Source organism: Mycobacterium parascrofulaceum ATCC BAA-614 (assembly GCF_000164135.1).
GTDB classification, from domain to species: domain Bacteria; phylum Actinomycetota; class Actinomycetes; order Mycobacteriales; family Mycobacteriaceae; genus Mycobacterium; species Mycobacterium parascrofulaceum.
The window spans coordinates 440087-462466 of record NZ_GG770553.1 but is presented as its reverse complement, the minus strand read 5'-3'; the positions used below and the strand labels follow the sequence as shown (position 1 = coordinate 462466).

General features: G+C 69.3%; 23 protein-coding genes and 2 pseudogenes. 15 read left to right on the top strand and 10 right to left on the bottom strand.

Features of this window, described 5'->3' with window-relative positions:
* Window positions 1–142: 142 nt before the first annotated feature.
* On the top strand, window positions 143–886 hold the full coding sequence (locus HMPREF0591_RS02320; protein WP_007166785.1) for a TrkA C-terminal domain-containing protein: 744 nt from the start codon (window positions 143–145) through the stop codon (window positions 884–886).
* 430 nt (window positions 887–1316) lie between these two features.
* Here the strand turns inward: HMPREF0591_RS02320 and HMPREF0591_RS02315 are convergent, their stop codons facing one another.
* Window positions 1317–2315 (bottom strand): phosphotransferase family protein, encoded by a 999-nt coding sequence (locus HMPREF0591_RS02315; protein WP_244268822.1) that lies wholly within the window; start codon window positions 2313–2315, stop codon window positions 1317–1319.
* A 198-nt stretch (window positions 2316–2513) separates the two neighbouring features.
* On the opposite strand from HMPREF0591_RS02315, the gene HMPREF0591_RS02310 reads away from it, so the two are divergent.
* The 5 genes from HMPREF0591_RS02310 (at window position 2514) to HMPREF0591_RS02300 (ending at window position 6371) form a co-directional block, all read left to right on the top strand.
* Window positions 2514–3455: a class I SAM-dependent methyltransferase gene (locus HMPREF0591_RS02310; RefSeq protein ID WP_007166782.1), complete on the top strand. Its 942-nt coding sequence runs from the start codon at window positions 2514–2516 to the stop codon at window positions 3453–3455.
* Window positions 3456–3580: 125 nt separating this feature from the next.
* Complete coding sequence (locus HMPREF0591_RS30650; protein WP_083212414.1) at window positions 3581–3820, top strand: hypothetical protein; 240 nt, start codon at window positions 3581–3583, stop codon at window positions 3818–3820.
* 19 nt (window positions 3821–3839) lie between these two features.
* Window positions 3840–3995 carry a DUF6131 family protein gene (locus HMPREF0591_RS31885; protein WP_007166780.1) on the top strand — a complete coding sequence of 52 codons (156 nt, stop codon included), beginning with the start codon at window positions 3840–3842 and terminating at the stop codon, window positions 3993–3995.
* A gap of 152 nt (window positions 3996–4147) precedes the next feature.
* A complete protein-coding gene (locus tag HMPREF0591_RS02305) occupies window positions 4148–4852 on the top strand; it encodes a response regulator transcription factor (RefSeq protein WP_040621688.1) in 705 nt (234 codons plus the stop codon).
* A gap of 16 nt (window positions 4853–4868) precedes the next feature.
* Complete coding sequence (locus HMPREF0591_RS02300) at window positions 4869–6371, top strand: sensor histidine kinase (protein WP_007166778.1); 1503 nt, start codon at window positions 4869–4871, stop codon at window positions 6369–6371.
* On the opposite strand, the gene HMPREF0591_RS02295 is transcribed toward HMPREF0591_RS02300, so the two are convergent.
* Window positions 6364–6840: a lipoprotein LpqH gene (locus tag HMPREF0591_RS02295; RefSeq protein WP_007166777.1), complete on the bottom strand. Its 477-nt coding sequence runs from the start codon at window positions 6838–6840 to the stop codon at window positions 6364–6366. The two genes, HMPREF0591_RS02300 and HMPREF0591_RS02295, sit on opposite strands and share 8 nt — an antisense overlap.
* A gap of 173 nt (window positions 6841–7013) precedes the next feature.
* On the opposite strand from HMPREF0591_RS02295, the gene HMPREF0591_RS02290 reads away from it, so the two are divergent.
* Entirely contained in the window at window positions 7014–8894 is a 1881-nt protein-coding gene (locus HMPREF0591_RS02290; protein WP_167310131.1) for an alkyl/aryl-sulfatase, read from the top strand.
* 75 nt (window positions 8895–8969) lie between these two features.
* Here HMPREF0591_RS02290 and HMPREF0591_RS02285 read toward each other — a convergent pair whose 3' ends face one another.
* The 6 genes and pseudogenes from HMPREF0591_RS02285 to HMPREF0591_RS30645 form a co-directional block, all read right to left on the bottom strand.
* Window positions 8970–9941 carry an NADPH:quinone oxidoreductase family protein gene (locus HMPREF0591_RS02285; protein WP_007166775.1) on the bottom strand — a complete coding sequence of 324 codons (972 nt, stop codon included), beginning with the start codon at window positions 9939–9941 and terminating at the stop codon, window positions 8970–8972.
* Complete coding sequence (locus HMPREF0591_RS02280; protein ID WP_007166774.1) at window positions 9941–10552, bottom strand: TetR/AcrR family transcriptional regulator; 612 nt, start codon at window positions 10550–10552, stop codon at window positions 9941–9943. The genes HMPREF0591_RS02285 and HMPREF0591_RS02280 overlap by 1 nt, the downstream gene beginning before the upstream one ends.
* Complete coding sequence (locus HMPREF0591_RS02275) at window positions 10549–11856, bottom strand: acyl-CoA dehydrogenase family protein (protein ID WP_007166773.1); 1308 nt, start codon at window positions 11854–11856, stop codon at window positions 10549–10551. The genes HMPREF0591_RS02280 and HMPREF0591_RS02275 overlap by 4 nt, the downstream gene beginning before the upstream one ends.
* Window positions 11857–11896: 40 nt before the next feature.
* Window positions 11897–12661, bottom strand: a complete 765-nt coding sequence (locus HMPREF0591_RS02270; RefSeq protein WP_007166772.1) for an SDR family NAD(P)-dependent oxidoreductase — start codon at window positions 12659–12661, stop codon at window positions 11897–11899.
* Between the two features lies 1 nt (window position 12662).
* A complete protein-coding gene (locus HMPREF0591_RS02265) occupies window positions 12663–13718 on the bottom strand; it encodes a phosphotransferase family protein (protein ID WP_040621686.1) in 1056 nt (351 codons plus the stop codon).
* A gap of 60 nt (window positions 13719–13778) precedes the next feature.
* Window positions 13779–14445, bottom strand: a pseudogene (locus HMPREF0591_RS30645) (class I SAM-dependent methyltransferase).
* Between the two features lie 77 nt (window positions 14446–14522).
* Here HMPREF0591_RS30645 and HMPREF0591_RS02260 point away from each other — a divergent pair.
* Both HMPREF0591_RS02260 and HMPREF0591_RS02255 read left to right on the top strand, forming a co-directional pair.
* Entirely contained in the window at window positions 14523–15131 is a 609-nt protein-coding gene (locus HMPREF0591_RS02260; protein ID WP_007166770.1) for a histidine phosphatase family protein, read from the top strand.
* A gap of 9 nt (window positions 15132–15140) precedes the next feature.
* The gene (locus tag HMPREF0591_RS02255) at window positions 15141–16187 is read left to right on the top strand and encodes a phosphotransferase family protein (protein WP_007166769.1); all 1047 of its coding nucleotides are present in this window, start codon (window positions 15141–15143) and stop codon (window positions 16185–16187) included.
* A gap of 98 nt (window positions 16188–16285) precedes the next feature.
* Here the strand turns inward: HMPREF0591_RS02255 and HMPREF0591_RS02250 are convergent, their stop codons facing one another.
* Window positions 16286–16654 (bottom strand): LapA family protein, encoded by a 369-nt coding sequence (locus tag HMPREF0591_RS02250; RefSeq protein WP_007166768.1) that lies wholly within the window; start codon window positions 16652–16654, stop codon window positions 16286–16288.
* 100 nt (window positions 16655–16754) lie between these two features.
* On the opposite strand from HMPREF0591_RS02250, the gene HMPREF0591_RS02245 reads away from it, so the two are divergent.
* From HMPREF0591_RS02245 to HMPREF0591_RS02225, 5 genes and pseudogenes are all read left to right on the top strand, one after another.
* Entirely contained in the window at window positions 16755–17702 is a 948-nt protein-coding gene (locus tag HMPREF0591_RS02245) for an ABC transporter substrate-binding protein (protein ID WP_007166767.1), read from the top strand.
* Window positions 17699–18836 (top strand): annotated as a pseudogene (locus HMPREF0591_RS02240) (ABC transporter ATP-binding protein). The gene HMPREF0591_RS02245 and the pseudogene HMPREF0591_RS02240 overlap by 4 nt, the downstream one beginning before the upstream one ends.
* Window positions 18794–19480 carry an ABC transporter permease gene (locus HMPREF0591_RS02235; RefSeq protein WP_007166765.1) on the top strand — a complete coding sequence of 229 codons (687 nt, stop codon included), beginning with the start codon at window positions 18794–18796 and terminating at the stop codon, window positions 19478–19480. The pseudogene HMPREF0591_RS02240 and the gene HMPREF0591_RS02235 overlap by 43 nt, the downstream one beginning before the upstream one ends.
* Window positions 19477–20190 (top strand): ABC transporter permease, encoded by a 714-nt coding sequence (locus HMPREF0591_RS02230; protein WP_007166764.1) that lies wholly within the window; start codon window positions 19477–19479, stop codon window positions 20188–20190. The genes HMPREF0591_RS02235 and HMPREF0591_RS02230 overlap by 4 nt, the downstream gene beginning before the upstream one ends.
* Before the next feature lie 45 nt (window positions 20191–20235).
* Window positions 20236–20790: a putative glycolipid-binding domain-containing protein gene (locus HMPREF0591_RS02225; protein ID WP_007166763.1), complete on the top strand. Its 555-nt coding sequence runs from the start codon at window positions 20236–20238 to the stop codon at window positions 20788–20790.
* On the opposite strand, the gene HMPREF0591_RS02220 is transcribed toward HMPREF0591_RS02225, so the two are convergent.
* Window positions 20753–21697 carry a prephenate dehydrogenase gene (locus HMPREF0591_RS02220; RefSeq protein ID WP_083212494.1) on the bottom strand — a complete coding sequence of 315 codons (945 nt, stop codon included), beginning with the start codon at window positions 21695–21697 and terminating at the stop codon, window positions 20753–20755. The two genes, HMPREF0591_RS02225 and HMPREF0591_RS02220, sit on opposite strands and share 38 nt — an antisense overlap.
* Window positions 21698–21827: 130 nt before the next feature.
* Here HMPREF0591_RS02220 and HMPREF0591_RS02215 point away from each other — a divergent pair, with 130 nt between their 5' ends.
* Window positions 21828–22349, top strand: coding sequence for a tRNA adenosine deaminase-associated protein (locus tag HMPREF0591_RS02215; protein WP_007166761.1), 522 nt, complete (start codon window positions 21828–21830; stop codon window positions 22347–22349).
* Window positions 22350–22380 lie beyond the last annotated feature (31 nt).

Sequence of the window (22380 nt, the reverse complement as noted above, 5' to 3'; positions counted from 1 at the left end):
TAGAAATGTCACCAATCAACCGACTCTGAACAGGCGCGCTTCCGAGCGGTCGCGCCGCGAACGGGCGTAGCCGGCGCCGACATTCGCCCCGGCCCGGCGCCCGCGGCGTTTACCGGATCGACGGTCAGGGCAAGCTCACGGCATGTACGCCATCGCCTCACTGCTCGCCGTGCTGGCGGTCTCGCTGCTCGTCACCCGGGTCGCCACCGTGGTCCTCGCCGCCTCGGGGATGTCCGGGGAGTCGGCGCGGTTCCAGGCCCGGTCGGCTTTCACCGGCGCCGGCTTCACCACTACGGAATCCGAGGCCGTGGTGGCGCATCCGTTGCGCCGCCGGGTGGTGATGCTGCTGATGCTCGTCGGCAACGTGGGCTTCGTCGCGGCCGCGAGCTCGCTGATCCTCGGCTTTCGCGGCGGCGCAACGGGGGCCTCCTGGCTGCGGGTCTTCGAGCTGGCCGCCGGCCTGATCCTGTTGGTGTTTCTCTCCCGAAGTCCCCGGGTGAACCGCTGGTTGACGACCCTGATCGGCCGGGCGCTGAACCGCTTCACCGACATGCCGGGCCGCGACTCCGGCATGCTCGCCGACCTGGGGGAAGGGTACGTCGTCAGCGAGTTGGCCATCGCCGCGGACGACTGGGTGACCGGACGCACGCTCGAGGAACTCCAGTTGCCCGACGAGGGCTTGATCGTGCTGGGAATCTACCGAAGCGACGGCCACTACGCGGCGCATCCGGCCCCGGACTGCCGGGTTGCGTGCGGCGACGTGCTGGTGCTCTATGGCCACACCGACGCGATCGCCGATCTCGATCACCGCTCCGGCGACGACGGCGACGCCTCCCATGCCCGGGCGGTGCAACGACACGCGGCACGCGGCGCCGCCCGCGGCTGACAACTCGGCCCCGCGGCCCGCATTCGGGCGTACATTAAGGACCTCGGGCAAACAATTCAGTTCCGCACGAACCATCGGAGTTGAGTGCCATGTCCCGTGTCAGCAAGATTCTCGCCGCCCTGATGATCGCTTCCAGCGCTCTGATGATGTCGGGTTGTGGTTGCACCACAACCGCGGGCGTCACCACTTGCACCTTGATGTAAGCGGTTCACCCCTGCGCCGCTTCGGCGACCGGTCACGCGAGGGCCCGACCAAAATCCCGTCGGGCCAACATGATTCGGGTCGGCCGCCGGGCTCAGGGTGCGCTAACGCCCCCGAACGGCCCCCGACGGGGCCGCGGCGCGGGGGGCGGTAACCGTTTGCGCGTCGGTGCTGGTTTCCGTGCTCGGTGAAGCCGTGACTGCGCGGCCCGCGGGCAGGCCCTGACGGATCAGCGATCGCCCTCGATGAGGGCCAGCGCCCGCTCGAACAGGTGCACCGTGGCCGCGTGCAATTGGTCGCCGACCGCCTTCTCGGCCTGGCCCGCGCAGGCACGGGCCAGCGTCCCCTCGATGACGATGCCCAGCTTGAAGCAGGCCAGCACGGTGTACCAGGTGATGTGCGACAAGTCGCGGGTGGTGTTGGCCGCGTAGCGCTCGAACAGCTCGTCGGTGCTGGCCAGCCCGTCCTGGCCGCCCAGCGCGTGGCTGAACACGCTGGAGCCGTCGGGCTGGCGCCAGGTGGCGAGCAGCCAGCCGAGATCCAGCAGCGGATCGCCGATGGTGCACATCTCCCAGTCGACGATGGCGACGACGTCCGGTCCGGTCCGGGAGAACATCACGTTGGCGGCGTGGTAGTCGCCGTGCATGATGCCGGGCGTCCAACTCGCCGGCCGGTGGCGTTCGAGCCAGGACGACACGTCCTCGATGCCCGGGATTTGCGGCCCGGGATAGCCGTCATACGCGCTGTAGGAGTCCAGTTCCGAAAGCCAGCGCGGCACCTGCCGCTCCAGGAAACCCTCCGGCTTGCCGAAGTCGGCGAGGCCCACCGCGACGTGGTCGACGGCGCCCAGTCTGGCCAGCGCGTCGGCCATCGACAGTCCCATGTCGTGCCGGACGCCGGGATCGGCCGCATGCAGCGGCGGCAGTTGCTCCCCGGCGTTGAATCCGTCGACCGGGTCCATCAGGTAGAAGACCGCGTCGCCGAGCACGGCGGGGTCGTCGCAGGCGGCGATCAAATGTGGGTGCGGCACGTCCGAATCGGCCAGCGCCGCAAGGACTTTGGTCTCCCGCAAAATGACGGTGTTGCTGCGCGGGCGAAGGTGCCGCGGGCCGCGCCGCAGTACGTAGGGCCGGCCGGCCCGGCTGAACCGGAGCATGACGTTCTGCGTTCCCCCGGTGACCGTGGACACGTCCTCCAGCGGGCCTTCGCCGAGTCCCCGCTCGGACATCCAGGCGGCGACGGCATCGAGGTTCACGGCGTCCACGTTCAGCCGATACCGATCTCGTTCATGCCGGACTCCTCTGCAACCCTGTGGGGCGTCTGGGAAAAAGCCTAGGGCACCGGCGGGACGGGGCCTCGGGCGGCGGCGGCTGGAACAATAGTGTGCGGAACTAACGGACTCTGGCGCTGTGGAAGGGAACTGACGATGCCGCGTACCGACAACGATTCCTGGGACATCACCCAAAGCGTGGGGGCCACCGCCCTTGGTGTCGCGGCGGCGCGGGCCGCCGAGACCGAGAGCGAGAATCCGCTCATCAACGACCCGTTCGCCCGCGTGTTCGTGGACGCGGCGGGCGAGGGCATGTGGAGCATCTACGCCGATCCGCAGCTGCTGGCCAAGGCGATGGAGCTGGAGCCCGACGTGCGCTCGCGCATCCAGCTGATGATCGACTTCATGGCCACCCGGACGGCGTTTTTCGACGAGTTCTTTCTGGGGGCGGCCGATTCCGGTGTCCGGCAGGTCGTGATCCTGGCTGCGGGGCTGGACGCACGCACCTGGCGGTTGCCGTGGCCCGACGGCACGGTCGTCTACGAGTTGGACCAGCCCAAGGTCCTCGACTTCAAATCCGACACGCTGCGGCGGCACGGCGCGCAGCCGAAGGCGGGGCTGGTCAATGTGCCGGTCGACCTCCGTCAGGACTGGCCAAAGGCGTTGCAAGAGGCGGGATTCGACGCTTCGAAGCCCGCCGCCTGGTCGGCCGAGGGCCTGGTGCGCTACCTGCCGGCGCAAGCCCAGGACCTGTTGTTCGAGCGCGTCCACTCGCTCAGCGCCCAGGGCAGCTGGCTGGCGTCCAACGTGCCGGGAGCGGGATTCACCGATCCCGGGCTCGTCACGCGTCAGCGCGAGGATATGAAGCGCCTGCGGGCGGCCGCGGCCAAGCTGGTCGACGCCGAAATCACCGACTTCGACGACCTCTGGTACGCCGAGGAGCGCACCCCGGTCGACGGCTGGCTGCGAGAGCACGGCTGGGACGTCACCACGACCACGTTCGCCGAGCTGATGGCGCGCTACGGTCGCAGCGTCGCGCAGGGCGTCGAGGACACGATGCCGCCCACGCTCTACGTTTCCGCGCAGCGGCGTAGCTAGCGCGTCGAACCACCTCGCCGGCCCTCCCGGGCTCCGCTGGGGCACTGACGAATTCACCCGGTGCAAATGTTTAGGCACAAGTCGAATGGGTAACTATCGTCCACGAGAAATTTTTCTCGATCACATTGGAGGTCACCGTGCGTGGCAGCGGAATCATCAGTTCTATTGCATTGGTGTGGTTGGTTATCGGCGTCATCGCGGCGTGGCAACGGGATTACTTCAAAAACGACAACACAACGTGCGCCTCCGCGGGCACCGTTGCGGTGACTGTCATCGCTGGACCACTGAACTACTTCGGTGTCAACCCGAAAGTCACGGATTGCCATTTGCCGCAGCCGAGTTCAATGCCAGCAATGGGCCTCTAACCCTCAATAAGGAGTCGACATGGTCATCCTCGGAATTATCTTGCTAGTTCTGGGATATGTCTTGCACGTGCCTATCCTCACCACGCTGGGCGTCGTGCTGCTCGTCATCGGCGCGGTTCTTTGGATATTGGGCTCCATCGGCCGCCCAGTCGCCGGCCGGCGCTACTGGTATTAACCACTTCGCCGGGAAAACGGGATCGCGCGACTGCCCAGCAGTCGCGCGATCCCGTTCACAGGGCGCGCAAAGGTAGGCCATAGCCGCGCCTCAGCAGGGTGCGCATACTGGAATATGTGACACAGCCCCGAGCCTCCGTCGAGCGGGTGGTCATGTGTCGCGCGGATGGAAATCCGATCAACGTCTTGGTCGTCGACGACGAATCGGTCCTGGCGGAAATGGTGTCGATGGCGCTGCGGTACGAGGGCTGGAACATCGCCACCGCAGGCGACGGCGCGTCGGCCCTCGCCGCCGCCCGCGGCCAACGTCCCGACGTGGTCGTCCTCGATGTGATGTTGCCCGACATGAGCGGGCTGGACGTCTTACACAAGCTGCGTGAGGAGAACCCGCAGCTGCCCGTGCTGCTGCTGACGGCCAAGGACGCGGTGGAAGACCGCATCGCCGGCTTGACCGCCGGCGGCGACGACTACGTCACCAAACCGTTCAGCATCGAAGAGGTGGTGCTGCGCCTGCGCGCGCTGCTGCGGCGCACCGGTGTGACGACCTTGGACAGCGGCGCGCAGCTGGTGGTCGGCGACCTGGTGCTCGACGAGGACAGCCACGAGGTGACCCGGGCCGGCGAGCCGATCTCCTTGACCTCCACCGAGTTCGAGTTGCTGCGGTTCATGATGCGCAACTCCAAGCGGGTGCTCAGCAAGGCGCAGATCCTCGACCGGGTCTGGAGCTACGACTTCGGCGGCCGGTCCAACATCGTCGAGCTCTACATCTCCTATCTGCGCAAGAAGATCGACAACGGCCGCGACCCCATGATCCACACGCTGCGTGGCGCGGGTTATGTCCTCAAGCCGGCTCGCTAGCAGCGGGTCGCGACCGTTGGCCGACGCCCGGCGGGCCTGGTCCCTGCGGCTGCGACTGCTCGTCGGCCAGATTGTCGTCCTGGCGATCGTGTGCGTCGGCATCACCGCGGTGACCGAGCTGGCGCTGAACCACCACCTGGTGAAGCAGCTCGACGGGCAGCTCGCGGGCACGTCGTTCCGTTCGGCGTTGATGTATCCCGAACCGAAGCGCCCGGGATGGCGGCATGAGCACTCGTACTTCCCCAGGCCGGGACCCGGTCCGCGGTTCCTGGACGCCCCCGGGCAGCCGGCGGGCATGGTCGCCGCGGTCGTGAACCACGGTAAGGCGATCGACGCCGGCTACCTGACCGGCAGCGGCACCCGGGCCGCGCTGACCCCCGCCGCCCAGGCGCAACTGGAGCGGATCGCGGCAAGTCACGCCCCCGTCACCCTGGACCTGGACGGTCTGGGCCGATACCGGGTGATGGCCGCGCCGAGCCGCAACGGGGGCGACATCATCGTCACCGGCCTCTCGATGTCGAACATCGACGCGACCCTGATCCGGATGCTGATCATCTTCGGGATCGTCACCGCGATCGCGCTCGCGGCCGCGACGATCGCCGGGGTGATCATCGTCCGGCGGGCGCTGGCGCCGCTGCGCCGCGTCGCCCAGACGGCCAGCCGGGTCGCGGACCTGCCGTTGGATCGCGGCGAGGTCGAGCTTCCGCTGCGGGTCCGCGAATCGGACGCCAACCCCGCCACCGAGGTCGGTCAACTCGGGTCGGCCCTCAACCGGATGCTGGACCACATCGCGGCCGCGCTCTCCGCCCGGCAGGCCAGCGAGACCCGCGTCCGTCAGTTCGTCGCCGACGCCAGCCACGAACTGCGCACGCCGCTTGCCGCGATCCGCGGCTACACCGAACTCACCCAGCGCATGGGTGACGACCGGGAGGCGGTGGCCCACGCGATGAGCCGGGTGGCCTCCGAGACGGAACGGATGACCCGCCTGGTCGAAGACCTGCTGCTGCTGGCCCGGCTGGACTCCGGCCGGCCGCTGGAGCGCGAACCGGTCGACTTGTCGCGGGTGGCCCTCGATGCGGTCAACGACGCGCACGTCGCCGGGCCGGACCATCAGTGGGAGCTCGACCTGCCGGAGGAGCCGGTGATCGTCACCGGTGACGCGGCGCGGCTCCACCAGGTCCTGGCGAACCTCCTCGCCAACGCCCGCCTGCACACCGGCGCGGGCACCGTCGTGACCACCCGGTTGAGCGCGGAGCCGACGCACACAGTGCTGCAGGTGATCGACAACGGCCCCGGCATCCCGGCGGTGCTGCAGTCGGAAGTGTTCGAGCGATTCGCCCGCGGTGACACCTCGCGTTCCCGCAAGGGCGGCAGCACCGGGCTGGGATTGGCGATCGTCTCCGCGGTCGTCAGGGCGCACAACGGGACGATCGCGGTGAACAGCTCACCCGGCCACACCGAGTTCACGGTGCGGTTGCCACTCAACGGGTGGCAACCGCCCGCACCCTCGACTAGCTAGAGCAGTTGACGTCGATTTCGAACGGCTTGTTCACCGGTTGCATCGGGTTGGCCATGTCGACGCCGGTGGCCGTGCCGGTGATCTTGTAGGTGTTGCCGTTCTTCTCGGCGGAGGCGTTGCCCTGGCCGGTTCCGGAGGTGTAACCGAGCGTCACGCCGTTGACGTTGCCCAGACCTACGGACTTCACCTGGGGCGGGCTGGCGTCGGTGAGCACGGCGGCGATACCGGTCGCTGCGCCACCGATCGCGATGTTGACGTTGCCGCCCGCGGTGGTGCACACGACCGAGCCGCTGACGTTCTGATCCTTGCCGTCGATGATGACCTTGGTTCCACTGGCGGCGCCCGCCGAGGTGTTCACCGCGGAGCTGGTGCCCGAACCGCCCGAACTCGACTTGTTGCTGGAACAGCCGGAAATACCGGCGGCCAGAATTGCCGCTCCGGCCGCCGCGACCATCAGTCCACGCTTCACATGTTCTCCTTAGCCCGAAAGTTGCGACCCTCGGCATTGAGGGCCGTTCGGGCAGTATGCGGGTTAACTGGACCGAGAATCTAGGGCCGCCGGAAATTGTTTCTCTGTTCACTAATTAGCAGAACAAGATCCGGCCGGAATGGCTTCGGGAAATGGCGCGTCGATGGCACTGTATTGGCGTGGAGCACAAACCCCCCACCGCGGTCATCGAGTCGGCGCACCGCGGGCACGCGCTGCCCCTTGACGACGACACCGACTTTCACGACGCCGATCGCGGCTTCATCGCCGCCCTGTCCCCGTGCGTCATCAGGGCGGCCGACGGACGCGTGGTGTGGGACAACGACGCCTACTCCTTCCTCGGCGGAACCGCGCCGGCGTCGGTGCACCCCAGCCTGTGGCGGCAGTCGACGCTGGCCGCCAAACAGGGCCTCTACGAGGTGGTTTCGGGCATCTACCAGGTCCGTGGCTTCGACATCTCCAATATCACGTTCGTCGAGGGCGACACCGGCATCATCGTCATCGACCCGCTGGTGTCCACCGAGGTGGCGGCCGCCGCGCTCGCGTTGTATCGGGAGCACCGCGGGGGCGACCGGCCCGTCGTCGCGGTGATCTACACCCACAGCCATGTCGACCACTTCGGGGGCGTGCTGGGCGTCACCTCGCAGGCGGACGTGGACGCCGGGGCCGTGGCCGTGCTGGCGCCCGAGGGTTTCGCCGAGCACGCGGTCCGGGAGAACGTCTACGCCGGCCCGGCCATGACCCGCCGGGCGACCTACATGTACGGCACCCTGTTGCCCCGCGGACCGCAAAGCCAGGTGGGCTGCGGGCTGGGCCAGGCCACCTCCACCGGCGAGGTGGCGATCATCGTCCCCACCATCGACGTCACCGCGACCGGCGAGACGCACACCATCGACGGCGTGGAAATCGAGTTCCAGATGGCGCCCGGCACCGAGGCGCCCGCCGAGATGCATTTCTACTTCCCACGTTTCCGCGCGTTGTGCATGGCCGAGAACGCCACCCACAACCTGCACAACCTGCTGACCCTGCGCGGCGCCCTGGTGCGCGACCCGCACGCGTGGTCCGGGTACCTCACCGAGGCGATCGACGCCTTCGCCGGGCGCGCCGACGTGGTGTTCGCCTCCCACCACTGGCCGACCTGGGGCGCGGAAAACATCGTCGAATTCCTGTCGCTGCAGCGCGACATGTATGCCTACCTGCACGATCAGACGCTGCGATTGCTCAACCGGGGTTACACCGGCGTCGAGATCGCCGAGATGTTCCGGATGCCGCCGGCGCTCGAGCGGGCCTGGCACACCCACGGGTACTACGGGTCGGTCAGCCACAACGTCAAGGCCGTGTACCAGCGCTACATGGGCTGGTTCGACGGCAACCCGGCGCGGCTGTGGCCGCATCCCCCGGAGGCCCTCGCCCCGCGCTACGTCGACGCGATGGGTGGGATCGACCGCGTCGTGGAGCTGGCCCGGACGGCGTTCGACAACGGCGACTTCCGCTGGGCGGCAACGCTGCTGGATCACGCAGTCTTCGCCGACAGCGGACACGCCGGCGCCCGCGCGCTGTACGCCGACACGCTCGAGCAACTCGCCTACGGCGCCGAGAACGCGACCTGGCGCAACTTCTTCCTCAGCGGCGCGACCGAGTTGCTCGACGGGAACTTCGGCACCGCCGCCCAGGTCGCCTCGCCCACCATGCTGTCCCAGCTGACGCCCGAGCAGATCTTCGACAGCCTGGCCATCCGGGTCGACGGACCACGCAGCTGGGATCTCGACCTGACCATCGACCTCGCCTTCGCCGATCTGGCCGTCAACTACCGGCTCACCCTGCGCAACGGGGTGCTGGTGTACCGCAAGTCGGCGCCCCAACCCGCGACGGCGACCGTCATGGTCAGGCTGGACAGCAAGTCCCGCCTGTTGACGGCGGCACTGGGCGACTTCACCTCGCCCGGACTGGAGATATCCGGCGACCGGGAAGCGCTGCGGACCTTCCTGGGTGCGCTGGACCAGCCCGACCCGGGTTTCAACATCGTCACGCCCTAGCTGGTCCTCGCGAGCAGACACAGAATCGCATCCAACCCGCCCGACCTTGTGCGACTTTGCGTCTGCTCGCGGAAGCTAGCGCGCCACGTCGATGACGACCTTGCCAAGCACCTTTCGGTCGGCCACGTGCCGCAGCGCGGCGGCGGTTTCGGACAGGGGGAACCGCGCCCCGATGTACGGGCGGACGGTGCCGGCGGCAAACATCTCCGACAGCTCCCGCAGGTCGCGGGTGGCCTCGTCGGGATGGTCGGTCATGAACGTGCGGATCTCCATGCCGCGCACGCAGATGTCTTTCAGCAGAACGAGATTGAGGGGGATGGCGGGTATCGTCCCGGCGGCGTAGCCCAGGGTGACGAAGGTGCCGCCGCGCGCCAGCCCGCGCAGCGCCGGCTCCGCGTACGGCCCGCCGACGGGGTCGATCACCACCCGGGCGGCGTCGCCGGTGAGCTCGCGGATGCGCGACTTCAAGTCCTCCCGGTCGTAGTCCACGGTGGCCTCGGCGCCGCGCCGGCGGCACAGCTCGAGTTTCTCCGGGCTCGACGCCGCGGCCAGCACCCGCGCCTTCATGGCGACGGCCAGGTCGACCGCCGCCAGCCCCACCCCACCCGCGGCGCCCAGCACCACGACCCAATCGCCTGCTGCCACGTCGGCGGTCGACCGCAGCGCGTGATACGCCGTGCGGTAGGTCACCCCGAAGGCCGCGGCCGACGCGAAGTCGGCATCGTCGGGCACCAGCTCCGCCTGGCCGGCGTCCAGCAGCGCGCGTTCGGCGAACGCACCAAAGGTGGTCCCGGACACGCGCTGTCCCGGTTCGAACGGCGCACCGGCACCCGCGGCGATCACCTCACCGGCGATCTCGTTGCCGGGAATGAACGGCGGCGGAATCTTGACCTGGTACTTGCCGGCGATGAACAGGACGTCGGGGAAATTGACCGCCGCGGCGTGGACCCGCACCAGCAGTTGCCCGGGGGCGGGGACCGGCTCGTCGACGTCCTCGACGACGAGGTCTTCCGGAGCGCCATAGGCACGGCAGACGACGGCGCGCATCACCGCACCCCCAGACCGCGCAGGCAGAATGCCACCAGGTGGGCGATGTCGTCGGACCCCGGCCGGTCGGCCGACCCCACGTATCGGCGCATGGTCGCCGCCGTGCAGCTGAACACCGCCTCCACGTCCCGCTCGACGTCGTTGCTGCCCAGCGCCGCAACGGGTTCGACGAGCAGATCGCGCAGCGGGCGCATCATCTCCCGATCCGCCGCCCGCCAATCCGTGCCGGCCGACATCTGGCCGGCCGCCGCCCGGCTCATGCTGATCAGGTGCGGGTCGGCCACCTGAGCCAGCGTGCCCTCGATCCAGCGTGCGACCCGGTCACGCGGGTGCGGCTCCTTGGCCATCTGGTGCTCGAGGTAGGACGCGACGATGGCCACGCCGCGTTCCATGACGGCCAGGATGAGGTCGTCCTTCCCGGCGAAATACCGGTAGAACGCCTTGTTCGACGAGCCCGCCTCGGCGACGATGTCGCTCACCCGCGGTGGTTCGGGAGCGACCCGTGCCATGACGCGGACCGCCGCGGCCAGGATGCGCTCGACCTCTTCGGTGGCCTCCCGCTGGCGTTCGTCGAGCGCCCGCTCGACCGCCGCCGTCACCCTGGTGTTCACGGCGAATCGGGCAGCGCGGGAACCCGGTCGATCAGGTCGCCGTACTTGGTGCGTGCGGCCTCCCGGCGGATGTCCAGCAGCTCACTGGGCCACTCGGCGTCCTCGGCCTCGTAGTGTTTGAGCAGCAGCTTGGCCAGGTTGACCTTGTGGGCCTCGGTGGGCCCGTCGGCCAGCCCGAGCGCCACCCCGCCGAGCAGCACGTTGACCAGCGGCAGCTGGTCTGTGGTGCCCAGCGCGCCATGCACCTGGATCGCGCGCAGCCCAATCGATTTGAGGACCTGCGAGGCCAGGATCTTGCAGGCGCCGATCTCGGCGCGGGCCGCACGTTCCCCGGCGGTGTCGATCAGCCACGCGGCGTGCAGCACCGCCAGCCGGAACGGCATCAGCTCGGTGTAGGAGTCGGCGATGAACGCCTGCACCAGCTGCTTGTCGGCCAGCGAACTGCCCTGGGTGAAACGGCTTTTCGCGCGGCGGGCCATCATCTCCACCGCGCGTTGGGCCACCCCGATCGAGCGCATCGCGTGATGCAGCCGGCCGCCGGCCAGGCGGGTCTGCAGGATCATGAAGCCCTGGCCGGGCTCGCCCAGGAGCGCGTCCGACGGCACCCGGACCCCCTCGTAGTGCACCAGCGAATGCCCGGGCTCGTGTGGCAGCGCACCGACCAGATGGTGGGTGGCCTCGATGGTCAGCCCGTCGGTCCCGGCCGGCACCAGGAACGTCGAGGCGCCGCGGTGCACCGGCACGTCGGGGTCGGTGATGGCCACGACGATGAAGAAGGAGGCGACCGAGGCGTTGGAGGAGAAGTACTTTCGGCCGGTGATCACCCAGTCGTCGCCGTCGCGGAAGGCGCGCGTCCGGAACACCCGCGGATCGGCGCCGCCCTGCGGCTCCGTCATCGAGAAGCACGAGAAGATCTCCCCCGACAGCAGCCCGGCGAGGTAGCGGTCCTTCTGGTCCTGCGTGCCGAAGCGGGCGATGATCTCGGCGTTGCCCGTGTCGGGCGCCTGCGTGCCGAACACGATCGGCGCCCAGGGGCTGCGGCCCAGAATCTCGTTGATCAGCGTCAGCTTGACCGCGACGAAGCCCTGGCCGCCCAGTTCGGGGCCCAGATGCGGTGCCCACAGCCCGTGGTCGCGGACCCGCTGCTTGAGGGGATCGACGATGCGGCGGCGTTCGTCGCTCAGCGGCAGGAACTCGCAGCCGGGGAACAGCACCTCGAGGGGTTCGACCTCCTCGCGGACGAAGTCGCGGACCCAGTCGATCTTCTGCTGAAATTCCGGTTCGGTGGAGAAGTCCCAAGACATTCGATTGCTCCTAGGTGTTCATTGGCGGCGACCCACCGCGTCAGGGAATTCCACCGTCGGCGCGCAGGATCGAGCCGGTGGTGAAGCTGGCGGCGTCGGACGCCAAAAACAATGCGGCGCCCGCGATTTCGGCCGGGTCGCCGGCGCGCTGCAGCGCCAGGTGTCCGAATGGCTTGCCGTGGGCCGCCTCGAGGTTCCAGGCCTTGCTCACGTCGGTCAGGAACGGGCCGGCCATCAGGGTGTTCACCCGTACCGACGGGCCGAACGCCTTCGCCAGCGCCTCGGTCATCGCATTGAGCCCGGCCTTGGCGGCGGCGTACGGGATGATGTCGGGGGTGGGGCGCAGCGACCCGGCGGTGCTGACGTTGATGATGGACCCGCGACCGGCCGCCGCCATCCGCTCGCCCACCAGAGCCGACAACCGGAACGGGCCCTTGAGGTTGAGGTTGAGCACCGCGTCGAACAGTTTCTCGGTGACGTCGGTCAGCTTGTCGTACAGCGGTGACATGCCGGCGTTGTTGATCAGCGTGTCCACCCTGCCGAACCGGTCGTAGGTCGCCTCGACCAGTCCGTCGAGTTGATCCCAGCGCCCGACGTGCACCTGATACGGCATGGCGGCGCGCCCGGTTTCGGCCTCGATCTCCTTGGCGGTGGCCACGCAGTTGTCCATGTTGCGGCTGGCGATCACCACGTCGGCGCCGCAACGCGCCGCGGCGAACGCCATCTCGCGCCCCAGCCCGCGGCTCCCGCCGGTGACCAGCACGACCCGGTCGGTGAGATCGAAAAGCCGGTCCGCATAACCCATTTCAGCGGCCCCCGGCAGGACCGGCGGGTAAGGACCGCGCGAGCTCGGCCGCCGTGGCGATCAGCTGCAGGATCATGGGGCCGAAGGCGTCAGTGATCTTGGGGTCGACCTTTCCGGTGCGCACCCCCGCAGCGTAAGTCTTTTCCAGCACGATGCCGAGCTTCCAGTTGGCCAGCACCAGGTAGTAGTCGATGTCTTCGGTGGACAGGCCGCTGACCGCCTCGTAGTGCCGCAGCAACTCGCTGCGGGTGGGCATCCCGGCCATGTCCAGATAGAACCCGTCGGCGCGCGGCTCTTCGCCGTCGTAGCCCAGCAGGCACCAGGCCAGGTCCAGCAGCGGGTCGCCGACCGTGGTCATCTCCCAGTCCACGATCGCGGCCAGCCGCGCGGGCTCCCCGTGCGCGAACATCACGTTGGCGAACTGGTAGTCGCCGTGCATGATGCCCGGTCGGTAGTGCGTGGGCCGATTGTTGCGCAGCCAGGCGGACGCCTCGTCGAGACCGGGCAGCTCGCGCACCCTGTAGGCGTCCAGGAAGGTCAGCCAGCGGTCGACCTGCCGCTCGTGGAATCCGTCCGGACGGCCGAACCCCTCGAGCCCCTGCCCGCGCCAGTCCACCCTGCCCAGCCTGGCGGCGCCGTCGACGAGCTGGAAGGCCAGCCCGCGCCGCGCGCTCAGGTCGGTGTCGAACGGCGGTTGCCACCCGCCGTCCATCGGGCTCCACCCGTCGATCGCCTCCATGACGTAGAACGGCATGCCGAGCACGGTGCCGGTGTCGTCGGCCGCGATCAATGCCGCGTGCGGCACGTCGGTGCCCGACAGCGCCCGCACCAGCCGGATCTCGCGCAGCAAGCCGTCGATGCGCGCCGCGTCGGCGCGCGCGCCGGGCATGCGCAGCACCATCCGCTGGCCGCCGCGGTCGAGCAGATACAGGGTGTTCTGCGAACCGCCCTTCAGCTGCGTCAGCCGCGGTTCCGCACCGCTTCCCGGCGCGCCGTTCGCGTCCAGCCAGCGGGCGAGAACACCCGCGTCCAGCTGGGCCTGACCTACCGTTGTCATCGCGCACACCTCGCTCTCCATGCGGAGAATAGCATTCTCCACGGCGGGCGAAGGGCTCGCTCAGCCGGGCTTGTGGGCCGTGACCAGAAAGCCGGGCGCCATGAACCATGAAGTGGCCTTCGGCGTCGCGTTCCAGGCGCGCCAGCGGGCCGTCGGAAGACACCGGCGCGTTCCCGTAGACCTTGGCGGGGCGCAGTTCGTCGACCCGCCAGAGCGTCGAGACGGCGTCGCGCAATTCGGCCTCGGTAAAGCCGCGCGGACCCCCGTGCTCGGCGTCCCCCAGCGCCCCGGCGGCGAAGGCCAGGACGTGGAGCGCCGCCCCGGGGGCGGCCGCCCGCGAGATCGACCGCAGATAGTCCTGGCGCCGCTCCGGCGGCAACGCGTGGAGCAGTCCGCTGTCCAGGATCGTGGCGAAGCGGCCGTCATAGCCGCGGAAGTCGGTGGCGTCGGCCTGGGCGAAGGTCGCTGTCGTCAGCCCTTGTTCGGCGGCCGCCAGGGACGCGGCCTCGATCGCGGTCGCGCTGCTGTCCAGGCCGACCACCGTGTAGCCCCGTGCGGCGAGGGCCAGCGACAGCGCGGCATGGCCGCAGCCGGCGTCCAGCACATCGCCGTGGATCTTGCCTTCGTCGATCAGCGCGGCCAGCTCCGGCTGCGGCCGGCCGATGCTCCACGGCGGCGGCGTTTCCTGCCGGTACGCGGCGTCCCAATCCATTTGGGGGTGGGTCATCTTTCCTCCTCGAGATCGGCTTCGCGGGGCGCGATGAGAAACTGGGCGCTGCCCACCATCCGACGACGGGAACGAACATGCAACTGCTTCTGGTCCGGCATGCGCTGCCGCTGCGCAGCGAACACGGCGAGGGCTCCGACCCGGACCTGTCGGACGAGGGATTGGCGCAGATCGAGCGACTGCCCAAGGCCCTGGACCGGTTTCCCATCTCCCGGGTGGTGAGCAGCCCGCAGCGTCGCGCCGTCCAGACCGCCGAACCGGTGGCGGCGGCCCGGGAGCTCACCGTCGAGATCGACGACCGGTTCGCGGAATACGACCGCGACCTTCCGCTGTACATCCCCGTCGAGCAGATCCGCGAGGAGATGCCCGAGGAGTGGGCGCGGCTGGCCCGGGGGCATCTGCCGAGCGCGGTCGACGAGGACGCGTTCCTCGCCCGGGTGCGCGCGGCGGTCGACGACCTCGTCGCCTCCGTCGATCCCGAGGACACGGTCGCGGTGTTCAGCCACGGCGGGGTGATCAACGTTCTGCTGCACCAGATTCTGGGGACGTCCCGGCTGTTGTCGTTCCCGGTCGACTACGCGTCGATCACCCGGCTGCTGTTCTCCCGCTCCGGACAGGCGACGGTGGCGGGGGTCAACGGCGTCGAGCACGTGTGGGACCTGCTGCCGCGAAATCAGAGGTGGTAAACAAGTCCGGTGACTTCAGCTGACCAACTCGAGGGGCTCGACCTGGCCTCGCTGGATCGATACCTGCGTTCGCTCGGCATCGGACGCGACGGCGAGTTGCGCGCGGACTTCATCTCCGGCGGCCGGTCGAATCTCACGTTCCGGGTCTACGACGACGCGACCAGCTGGCTGGTGCGGCGGCCGCCGCTGCACGGGCTGACGCCGTCGGCGCACGACATGGCCCGCGAATACCGGGTGGTCGCCGCGCTGCGGGACACCCCGGTTCCGGTGGCGCGCGCGATCGCGCTGTGCGAGGACGACGCGGTGCTGGGCGCGCCGTTCCAGATCGTCGAGTTCGTCGCCGGCCAGGTGGTGCGCCGGCGCGCGCAGCTGGAAGCCTTCAGCCACACCGTCATCGAGGGCTGCGTCGACTCGCTGATCCGCGTCCTCGTCGACCTGCACACCGTCGACCCGCAGGCCGTCGGGCTGGGGGATTTCGGCAAGCCCAGCGGTTACCTGGAGCGGCAGGTGCGGCGATGGGGTTCGCAGTGGGCCTTGGTGCGCCTGCCCGACGACCGGCGCGACGCCGACGTCGAGCGCCTGCATTCCGGCCTGCAGGAGGCGATCCCCCAGCAGAGCCGCACGTCGATCGTGCACGGCGACTACCGGATCGACAACACCATCCTGGACGCCGACGACCCGACGAAGGTGCGCGCCGTCGTCGACTGGGAGCTGTCCACCCTCGGCGACCCGCTGTCCGACGCCGCCCTGATGTGCGTGTACCGCGATCCGGCGCTGGACTTGATCGTCAACGCGCAGGCCGCCTGGACCTCACCGCTGCTGCCGACGGCCGACGAGCTGGCCGACCGGTATTCGCTGGTCGCCGGTTTGCCGCTGGCGCATTGGGAGTTCTACATGGCGCTGGCCTACTTCAAGCTCGCCATCATCGCCGCGGGCATCGACTTCCGCAGGCGGATGTCGGACCAGGCCCGCGGGATGGACTCCGACCACATGCCCGAGGTCGTGGCGCCGCTGATTTCCCGCGGGCTCGCGGAGCTGGCCAAGCTGCCCGGCTGAGTGTGCGGCCACGGAGTCGGGGGTGAGCTGACGGCGCTCGTGCGGGCGTTTTCCCGACCGGGGCGCACGGCCGGCGACCGCAGCGCACACTCGATCGGCTAGCGCGAAGAGGCCGCGTGGTGCTTCTTCGCGGCGCGGCGCAGCTGCAGGATCCGCGCTGTGCCGACCGCCACCGTGATCAGGCCACCGACCACCGCCGCCAGCAGGATCGCCACCCCCAGCGGCAGGCTCCAGTGCCAGCCCAGGAACGTAAACGCCGTCGTTGCCGTGTTCTGGGTGATGAAGATCAGCAGCAGAATCAGGATCAGGAAGCCGGCGATCAGGGACGACCACAGCGCCCCGGCGCGGGTGAACCCGATCGCCGGTTCCTTGGGCGCCGGGCCCGGCTTGGGCGGCGCGGCGGGCTTGGGCGTTGCGACGGGCTTGTTGGGCGGCTGGCCGGGCGAGGCAGGGGGGTGGCTGCTCATAGTGTCATCTTTGTCCCATCCGGCACAGAATGAAACCAAACCGCGCAACCGGACCGCTCGGTCGCGGCGCCCGCGTGCTTCTGGCGTTAGTGTCGGCGGTATGGGGATGCCGTCGCGCGCGCGCCGCGCGGTCATCCGAGCGGCGGTGTGGCTCACGGCGATATGTGCGCTGGCGGCGTGCAGCAGTGCCGACCCGCTGGGCGCCGAGGTCCGCAACCCCAGGAACATCGTCGTGGGTTCCGGCGACTTCCCGGAGTCACAGATCATCGCCGAGATTTACGCACAAGCGTTGCAGACCAACGGCTTCGAGGTGGGACGTCGAATGGGGATCGGCAGCCGGGAAACGTACATTCCAGCGTTGAAGGACCATTCCATCGACCTGGTGCCCGAGTACATCGGCAACCTGCTGCTCTATTTCGCGCCCGAGTCGACGGCGACCCTGCTCGACGCCGTTGAGCTGGAGCTCGACCGCAGGCTCCCGGGCGACCTGGCGATCCTCACACCCTCGCCGGCCAGTGACACCGACACCGTGACCGTGACGGGCGGGACCGCGAATTCCTGGAAGCTGAGGACAATCGCCGACCTGGCCGCTCATTCGGCGGACGTGCGGTTCGGTGCGCCGTCGGCGTTCGCGAACCGGCCGTCCGGGCTGCCGGGGCTGCGGCAGAAGTACGGACTTGACATCCGGCCGGGCAATTTCGTCGCCATCGACGACGGCGGCGGCGCCGTGACGGTGCGCGCGCTGCTGGAGGGACGGGTCAACGCCGCCAACGTTTTCACCACGTCGCCCGCCATCCCGCAGAACCATCTGGTGGTGCTCGACGACCCGGAGCAAAACTTCCTGGCCGGCAACATTGTGCCGCTGGTCAATTCGCAGAAGAAGTCGGACCGGCTCAAGGAGGTGCTGGACGCCGTCTCGGGGAGGCTGACCACCTCCGGGGTCGCGGGGCTCAACGCCGCGGTGGCCGGTAACTCCGGTATCGACCCCGATCAGGCCGCGCGGAACTGGCTGCGCGACAACGGGTTGAACCATCCGGTGGGGCAATGATCGTCTTCGACGACGTCAGCAAGGCCTTCACCGACGGGACCACCGCGGTGGACCGGCTGAGCCTGTCGATCCCCACCGGGAAGTTGACCGTCTTCGTGGGTTCGTCGGGGAGCGGCAAGACCACGGCGCTGCGGATGATCAACCGCATGATCGAGCCGACCTCCGGCGCGATCGCCGTCGACGGGGTGGACGTGTCCACCCTCGACCCGGTGCGGCTGCGCCTCGGGATCGGCTACGTCATCCAGCATGCCGGCCTGATGCCGCACCTGCGGGTGATCGACAACGTCGCAACGGTTCCGGTGCTCAAGGGGCAGTCCCGCCGGGCGGCCCGCGCCGCCGCCTACGGGGTGCTCGAGCGGGTCGGGCTGGACACCAGGCTCGCCACCCGCTACCCCGCACAGTTGTCCGGTGGCGAACAGCAACGCGTCGGCGTGGCGCGCGCGCTGGCCGCCGACCCGCCCATCCTGCTGATGGACGAGCCGTTCTCCGCCGTCGACCCGGTGGTCCGCCTCGACCTGCAGAACGAAATCCTGCGTCTGCAAAGCGAATTGCACAAGACGATCGTCTTCGTCACCCACGACATCGACGAGGCGCTCAAGCTCGCGGACCAGGTCGCGGTGTTCCGGGCCGGCTCGTTGCAGCAGTACGACGAGCCCGCCCGGCTGCTCTCGCGGCCGGCCAACGACTTCGTGGCGAGGTTCATCGGCCTCGGCCGCGGGTATCGGTGGCTGCAACTCATCGATGCGGCCGGCTTGCCGCTGCATGACGTCGAGCGCATCCCGGCGGACGACCTGTCCGCGGCCGGGCCGGCCGACGGCTGGGCGGTGGTGGTGGACGGCGCCGGCGCGCCGGTGGGCTGGATCGACGCCGAGGGCCGGGAACGGCATCGCGCCGGTGTTCCGCTGGCGGACAGCATGAGCGGCGTCGGCTCGCTGTTTCGTCCCGGCGGCAACCTCAGCCAGGCGCTCGACGCGGCGCTGTCGTCGCCGTCGGGCGTGGGCGTCGCCGTCGACGCCGGCGGCAAGGTGATCGGTGGGGTGCTGGCCGGCGACGTGCTGGCCGCGGTGGACGCCCGGCGGGGGGAGTGACGGATGCACTACCTGCTCACCCACCTCGACGACGCCTGGGCGCTGACCGTCGTCCATTTGCGGCTCTCGTTGGTGCCGGTGTTGGTCGGGTTGGCCCTCGCCGTCCCACTGGGCGCGGCGGTTCGGCGCGCACCGGTCGCCCGCCGGCTGACGACCGCGACTGCGAGCGTCGTGTTCACCATCCCGTCGCTGGCGCTGTTCGTGGTGCTGCCGATGATCATCGGGACCCGCATCCTCGACGAGGCCAACGTGATGGTCGCGCTCACCGCCTACACCGCGGCGCTGCTGGTGCGGGCGGTGCTCGAGGCGCTGGACGCGGTGCCGGCCCAGGTGCGCGACGCCGCCACCGCCGTCGGTTATCCACCGGTCGCCCGCATGCTGAAAGTCGAACTGCCGCTGTCCATCCCGGTTCTGGTGGCCGGGCTTCGGGTGGTGGTGGTCACTAACATCGCGATGGTCTCGGTGGGCTCGGTGATCGGGATCGGTGGGCTGGGCACCTGGTTCACCGAGGGCTACCAGACCAACAAGAGCGACCAGATTCTGGCCGGCATCGTCGCGCTTTTCGTGCTGGCGATCGTGATCGACGCGTTGATCGTGGCGGCCGGCCGCCTCGTCACGCCCTGGGAACGCGCCGCGCGCACGCCCCGCCGGCGGTCGGTGATGGCCCCGATCGTGGGTGGCGCGCGATGAATTTCGTGCAGGGCGCCATTTCGTACCTGCTCACCGTCGACAACTGGACCGGGCCGGTGGGCATCGCCGCGCGCATCCTGGAGCATCTCGAGTACACCGCAATCGCGGTGGGCGCCTCGGCCCTGATCGCCGTCCCCGCCGGACTCATCATCGGCCACACCGGACGCGGGACGCTGCTGGTGGTGGGCGCGGTCAACGGGTTGCGCGCGCTGCCGACGCTGGGCGTGCTGCTGCTCGGGACGCTGTTGTTCGGGCTGGGCCTGGGGCCGCCGCTGGTGGCGCTGATGCTGCTGGGTGTCCCGGCGCTGCTGGCCGGCACCTATGCCGGAATCGCCAACGTCGAGCCGGCCGTGGTCGACGCCGCGCGAGCGATGGGCATGACGGAGGCGCAGGTGCTGTGGGTGGAGGCGCGCAACGCGATGCCGTTGATCCTCGGCGGTTTGCGCAGCGCGACGCTGCAAGTGGTCGCCACCGCGACCGTCGCCGCCTACGCCAGCCTCGGTGGGCTGGGCAGATATCTCATCGACGGAATCAAGGAGCGCGAGTTTTACCTCGCCCTGGTCGGGGCCCTGCTGGTGGCCGCATTGGCGCTCGCGCTGGACGGGCTGCTGGCGGTGACGGTCTGGGCGTCGGTCCCGGGCACGGGTCGACTGCGCCACACTTACCGGACACGTCTCTCACGGTTCACGGGCACGATTTACGGTAGATGAGTGAACACAGATTCCTCTGATTCGGCTCGGCGCGTGTGGCAGGCGATGCTCACCTGGCGTGCACAGGACGTATCGCGGATGGAATCTGTACGAATCCAGGTGTCCGGCAAGAGAATCCGGGCGAACGGCCGCATCGTCGCCGCCGCTACCGCAACCAACCCGGCCTTCGGCGCGTACTACGACCTGCAGACCGACGAGACCGGGGCCACCAAGCGGCTCGGGATGACGGTCACGCTCGCCGAACGCGAGCGCGTGCTGTCCATCGCCCGTGACGAAGAGAACATGTGGTTGGTCACCGACCATCAGGGCGAGCACCGCGCGGCGTACAACGGCGCGCTCGACGTCGATGTCGTGTTCAGCCCGTTCTTCAACGCCCTGCCCATCCGGCGGCTCGGCCTCCACGAGCGGGCCGACTCGGTCGCGTTGCCGGTCGTCTACGTCCACCTGCCCGACATGTCCATCACCGCGGACCTCGTGACCTACACCTGCGCCGGTGGCCTCGACGGCATCAAGCTGCGCTCGCCGGTCGCCGACACCACGGTGAGCGTCGACGAAGAGGGGTTCATCGTCGACTATCCAGGGTTGGCAGAGCGGATCTGATCACCCCGCCCGCCCGGCCGGCGGCGGCCAGCTCCTCGCGCCAGTCCTCGCTGCCGATGACGACATGGAAGATGTCGGAACGCGGGAAGCTGTCGTAACGCGTGCGGGCGGCGTGGCCGGCCTCGACCAGTTCGGCGACCGTATTGTGCGCGACCAGCGACTCGCGGGCCCGGCTGAGCAGCTCGATGACCCGGTCGGCCGCCGGCAGCAGCTGGTCGGAATTGCCCTCGCACATCGCCCGGACCAGGTCCGGGGCGGTGGCCGCCACCCGCGTCCCGTCGCGGAACGATCCGGCGGCCAGCGCGAATGCCAGCGGGACTTCGCCGGCGACGACGGCCAGCGCCTCGGCCAGCAGGTGCGGCAGGTGGGAGATGGCGGCGGCCGCGGCGTCGTGGTCGTCGGACTTGGCCGGCACCACCACCGCGCCGCAGTCCAGCGCCAGCGTCATCACCATCGACCACACCGCGGGGTCGACGTGGTCGTCGACGCTGACCACCCATGGCGCCCGGGTGAACAGGCCCGGGTGGCCGGCGGCCCAACCCGAATGAGCTGTGCCCGCCATCGGGTGACCGCCGACGAAATGTTCCCGCAGACCGGCCGCGACGACCTCGTCGAGCACCGCCCGTTTGACGCTGGTCACGTCGGTCAACGGGCAGTCCGGGGCCAGCTCGGCGATGTGGGTGAGCATGCCGGCCATCGCCGGCATGGGCACGGCCAGAACGATCAGCGCGCCGGCGTCACTGGCGCGGGTCAGCGTCGCGGTCAGGTCGGTGGTGGCGTCGAAACCGTCGGCGACGGCTCCCTGCGCGCCCTCGACCGACCGGTTGTAACCGAACACATCGCGGCCCACCGCCGTGGCGGCACGCATTATCGATCCCCCGATCAGCCCCAGCCCGAGCACACACACCGGTGGTTGAGAAACAGGGCTAGCCACAGATCAAGGTTGGCACAGTCCGGCGCCGACGGTACGGCCAGATGTTGCCCCGCTCGCGCTCCATCTGGTCACAGGGCGTGGTCTGGGACTACCGTAAGCGGCCATGGGAGCACAACGGGCCCCAGCCCAAGGCCTGTCCGCCGATATCCCGGACGGTTTCGGCGTCGCGGTCGTGCGCGAAGAGGGCCAGTGGCGTTGTGCCCCGATGGCTCGGAAATCTTTGATGAGCCTCAAGGCCGCGGAGACGGAGCTGCGGGAATTGCGCAGCGCGGGCGCCGTGTTCGGGCTGCTCGACGTGGACGACGAGTTTTTCGTGATCGTGCGCCCGGCGCCGTCGGGCACCCGGCTGCTGCTGTCGGACGCCACCGCCGCCCTCGACTACGACATCGCCGCCGAAGTGCTGGACAAACTGGATGCCGACATCGACCCCGAGGACCTGGAGGACTCCGACCCGTTCGAGGAGGGCGACCTCGGATTGCTGGCCGATATCGGGCTGCCCGAGGCGGTGCTGGGCGTCATCCTCGACGAGGCCGACCTGTACGCGGACGAGCAGCTCGGCCGCATCGCCAGGGAGATGGGTTTCGCGGACCAGCTGTCGGCGGTGATCGACCGCATCGGTCGGTGATCGCTCAGCGGGTCGCCGCCAGCAGGCTCCG